Raw genomic sequence first — 357 nt, 5'->3', positions numbered from 1 at the left:
AATCCTGGAGACTAAACTCTTTGAGAGAGAGGTAAACAGGATGACTAAAAATACGCGCTTTTCCCCTGAGGTCCGTCAGCGGGCTGTTCGTCTGGTTATCGAAGGCCAGAACGACTATGACTCACAATGGGCTGCCATCAGCTCTGTCGCCCCCAAAATCGGCTGTACACCGGAGACGCTTCGCACCTGGCTTCGCCAGCATGAACGTGATGCCGGTGACGGCGGACTCACCACCACTGAACGCCAGCGTCTCAAGGAGCTGGAACGTGAAAACCGCGAACTGCGCCGCAGCAACGATATCCTGCGCCAGGCTTCCGCTTATTTTGCGAAGGCGGAGTTCGACCGCCTCTGGAAAAA

At 56.0% G+C, this 357-nt stretch carries 1 pseudogene; it reads left to right on the top strand.

What is annotated here, in order from left to right:
- Window positions 1–40 precede the first annotated feature (40 nt).
- Window positions 41–357: pseudogene (locus ACSZO4_RS25920) on the top strand (transposase); the annotation flags it as partial.

This window comes from Phytobacter sp. V91 (genome assembly GCF_965644225.1).
Classification (GTDB): Bacteria; Pseudomonadota; Gammaproteobacteria; order Enterobacterales; family Enterobacteriaceae; genus CBFFRJ01.
This window is presented reverse-complemented; position numbering and strand designations above follow the sequence as displayed.